The 3,932-nt window shown below is 44.2% G+C and carries 4 protein-coding genes and 1 pseudogene; 3 read left to right on the forward strand and 2 right to left on the reverse strand.

The window, feature by feature from the left end; translation table 11 throughout:
• Together J7K79_RS00955 and J7K79_RS00960 are read right to left on the reverse strand one after the other, a co-directional pair.
• Positions 1 to 1,383: ABC transporter substrate-binding protein (locus J7K79_RS00955; RefSeq protein ID WP_296904178.1), on the reverse strand; the 1,383-nt coding region annotated here is incomplete at its 3' end.
• A gap of 26 nt (positions 1,384 to 1,409) precedes the next feature.
• Positions 1,410 to 2,555 (reverse strand): ROK family transcriptional regulator, encoded by a 1,146-nt coding sequence (locus tag J7K79_RS00960; RefSeq protein WP_296904180.1) that lies wholly within the window; start codon positions 2,553 to 2,555, stop codon positions 1,410 to 1,412.
• A 231-nt stretch (positions 2,556 to 2,786) separates the two neighbouring features.
• Here J7K79_RS00960 and J7K79_RS00965 point away from each other — a divergent pair.
• The 3 genes and pseudogenes from J7K79_RS00965 to J7K79_RS00975 form a co-directional block, all read left to right on the forward strand.
• Positions 2,787 to 3,032: pseudogene (locus J7K79_RS00965) on the forward strand (phospholipase); the annotation flags it as partial.
• 16 nt (positions 3,033 to 3,048) lie between these two features.
• Entirely contained in the window at positions 3,049 to 3,546 is a 498-nt protein-coding gene (locus J7K79_RS00970; RefSeq protein ID WP_296904183.1) for a hypothetical protein, read from the forward strand.
• Between the two features lie 32 nt (positions 3,547 to 3,578).
• The gene (locus J7K79_RS00975) at positions 3,579 to 3,716 is read left to right on the forward strand and encodes a hypothetical protein (protein WP_296904181.1); all 138 of its coding nucleotides are present in this window, start codon (positions 3,579 to 3,581) and stop codon (positions 3,714 to 3,716) included.
• Positions 3,717 to 3,932: the final 216 nt, after the last annotated feature.

A 3,932-nucleotide genomic window follows, 5' to 3' on the forward strand; every position in this document is an offset into this window, starting at 1 on the left:
CCTGTAGATATTGAACGGATGATCGAAGCTAGGTCCAACGCTCCAAGAGATGATGAGGTCAAAGGTTCCTTTTGTCATTCTGTCAGCCCAGACAGAGTAGTCTGGGAATTCTGTTTTCACATCGATTCCGATGCTTCTCAGGTTCTTCGCGATCATCTCACACATCATCATCCAGTCTGTCCATCCATACGGAACAGAGATCGTATACGGTCCGAGTTTTGTTCCATCAGGACCTACTCTCACACCATCTGGTCCTTTTTTATACCCCGCTTCGTCCAGGATCTTGCTAGCCATCTCGAGATCGAATGGCACCCTTCCATCTTCTGTTTCGAAAGTCTTCTTTGCAAGGTCGTAGTCTATGTACTGCTTGTAAGGTTCAAACAAGTCTATGACCATAGAAGGATGAGCCTGGCTTCCATATCCGAAGTATGCCTTCTTGAGCATTTCGTTGTACGGAATGGCATAAGCGATCGCTTTTCTGACGGCGGGATCATTCAGACCTGGTTTGGTGTTGTTGATATACACGAATCCCACACCATCAGGAATGAAGTAGGGTTCTTTACTGTACCATGTTCCGATCGGAAGACCTTTCTTCTCCCAGAGCTCCCACACGCTTGGGATGAAGAGACCGTTCCAGTCGATGTCTCCTCTCTCAAACGCCAGACTCGCGCTCGGGTTGTCTTTGTAGATGACGTGAGCCAAGTACTTAGGTCTTGGAAGTCCGAATATGTCTTTACCCCACCAGTCATCGATTCTCTGGTACACAACGATGTTGGGATCGTAGTAGTAAAGTTTGTACGGACCGGAAACAACCTGTTCTTCAGGTTTGTCGTTGACCCAATCTTTTATATTCATCTGAGCTCTTACTCTCTCGTAAACGTGCTTGGGCATTGGCTGGGCTCCCAGAGAGTAAGTGAGGAACTGGAAATAATTAAGGTTCTCTTCTTTTGCCTTGAATTCGACTACTTTGGTGTCTACAGCCTTCACGTACTCAATGTAGGTGTCCCATCCACTGCCAGGTCCTATGCCAAGTTCTTTTGTCAACTCCAGTGCGTAGACGAAATCTTCCGCAGTGATCGGTACTCCATCGCTCCATCTTGCCTCAGGCCTGATGTAGATTCTCAGAGTCTTGTCATCCACGAATTCGTACCTTTCTGCGATAACGGGAATCCATGCGTCCCTTCCAAGATCATACTGGAAAGCCGGAAGATACATGAAGTGATCTGTACCCCATGTGGACTGCGGTGCGTAAAGGTTCCAAGTTGTAGCAGGTCCCCAGAGAGCTCCACCAATGTAAACGGTATCTTCACGTGGCAGAGAAACTTGGGCCATCAAACTGGACAGAGCCACGAGGACCAAAAGCAACACAACAAACCGTTTCATAATGACACCTCCTCATATAGGATGGATTAATTCACATTCTTCAAAAATTCTTCGATCACGTAAATATTCCCTCCAACCAGCGAAGGAGGCACTTCCTTAAAGATGGTGTCCCTTATTACAACGAACGCTATCTCTTTTTCTGTAATTCTGTCGAGCTCTCTTTTTATGAAGGAGCCAAACGTTTCCCACAGGTCGTTCACGATTCCTCCAAGAACGATCACACCCGGGTTCAAAAAGTAGATCACGTTTTTTAGGACAACTGCCACACAGCGAAGATAATTTTCCATGATTTTTCTTACGCGCTCTTCTCCAGAAAACCACAATCTCTTGAGATGGCGAAACTTCTCCTCAAGAAACTCTCCCCGAAGGCTTGTCTGTTTTTCCACTTCGGCGACGAGCCTCGATATGGAGAGGAAATCTTCCACTTCTTTGTCACTTGAGATATCCAAGACGACGTGACCAATTTCACCTGCAGCGAAATTCTCGCCTCTGACGATTTTCCTGTTGACAGAAATCGCTCCTCCTATACCTTCACCAAAGTAGAGAAAGAATGAAACACTGGAGTCTTTCACGTCTTGAGAAAAGAACTCTTCGGCGAGCAAAGAAAGGTTCGAATCGTTTTCCACCAGGATGTCCATTTCCAAATTTTTGAATTCTTCTCGAAAATCGACATCTCTCCAGCCAAGGTTGGGGGCGTGGATCAAAAATTTCTTTTTGGTGTTCACGATTCCTGGAAGGGAGAAAACCACCTTCGTGATACTCTCGTTCAACGTATGAGTTTTAAGAATGTTTTCGTAAGAGGAAAACACTCTTTGCTTGAATTTTTCGAAGCTTTTTGGAGTGGAAAACCTCTCAACAATCCTCCAGGCACCATCCAAAAAACCGACAGCCACAAGCGTTTCAAGGACCTCCACGTTGTATATGATCGCTGTAACGAATGATCTTGTTGGTCCATAGGTTACAGCTCGCCTTCTCCGACCAGTTGCCATTCCCTTTTCCTCGATCAATCCTTCGTTCATCAATTCCTCGGTAATTCTCCATATCGCACTCTGAGCAAGACCTGTCTTTTCTGCGATCTCTGTTCTACTGTGTGGACCGCTTTCTATCAGATACCTCAAGATCATTCTTTTGTTTTCTCGTTTCATAGATCTGGGATTGAGTTTTTTGTTCACAAGAACGCCTCCCAATGAAAAAGTTGCGTTCTATCTTCCTCAGAAAGAAATTATAGCGTTTTGTCGCAGAAAATACAAACACGATTAATGGTTATTTTTAGAATCTATGGACAAATACGATGAATTATTTGGGATTATCGTTTGAATTCTCATGTTTTCTTTGAGTTACAACTGCTTTCGTCTCCAAGGATGGTCATCCAAAGGATTGGATGGTATCATTATTTGAAACATATGAGAATTGTCCTCGCCACCAAAGTCCTTCCAGAAGGGGAAAAAGTATGTGCTGTTGTGGTTGAGCACCCTTCTGAAATCGATGGATCAAAGCTTTCCACAGATTACTCTACGGTCAAAATAAAACCAGGTGATTCCTACTCTTCAAGGACGATCACGAAGGTGTATACAAACAACACCGGTTATCTCTCCTTCAACATCTTTAGCAATCGTGGGAGATTCGTGATCCTGGAACTCTTACCTGAGGACCTAAAGTACATTTGTGTTCAATCCAGAAACGTTTCTCAACACCCATGTAAAATTGAACTACATCGTCTCACAACTTGTTCCTATCATAGACGTGAACGGAAACAAGGTGGAACTTTTCACATTAGAAAAAATAGACGAGAAACATCTCATCATCGATGATTTTCTTCTCTTTACTTTTAAGGATCCAGAGACAGGAATCGAAATACCTTACAGGCTCTTCGTTCAGAAAGACATAGATCCAGATAAAAAGTACTCGCTGGTAGTTTTCCCGCACAGAGCTGGTGAAAGAGGAACAGACAACTATCTACAATTTGCGGGAGATCGTGGTGTCATCATCTGGGCACAGCCGAGGTACCAAGTGGTTCATCCGTGTTTTGTTCTCGTTCCTCAGTGCCCGCCGAACACCAGCTGGTCTACGCTCTTCACTAATAGAACAAATCCCGTCGATCCAGAAAAACCTCTCCTTGCCGTTATAAAGATCATCAAAAAGCTTCTAAACAACACAACATAGGCGAAAAACGAATCTACATCACAGGCCTTTCCATGGAAAGATACGGCACCTGGAGTGCTATCATGAATTTTCCTGATCTCTTCGCAGCGGCGATACCGATATGTGGAAGACGATCCAATCGCTCCGGTGGAAAATTCGCGTACCTTCGTGAAAAAGCTTGCAGAGATTGATGGAAAGTTAAATACACCGAGCACGAGAAAGGATTCATGGAGACTCACAGCTGTGATCCACACTGGTTCTGGATACCAACTTATGAGAATCAGGAGGTAGTAGAATGATTGTTTGAACAGGGTAGATAGTTGTGATAGAATTTAAAACGAAAAAAATATACATCTAGAGAGCCCATTGGGGCTCTCTTTTTGATTCCTAGAGAAGGAGGGATGAAC

Origin of the sequence: Thermotoga sp. (assembly GCF_021162145.1) — a bacterium.
GTDB lineage: Bacteria > Thermotogota > Thermotogae > Thermotogales > Thermotogaceae > Thermotoga.

What these genes read in the sequence shown, in the direction of transcription:
- J7K79_RS00975 (WP_296904181.1), top strand. Translation starts at nt 3,579, where the DNA reads ATGGAAAGATACGGCACCTGGAGTGCTATCATGAATTTTCCTGATCTC.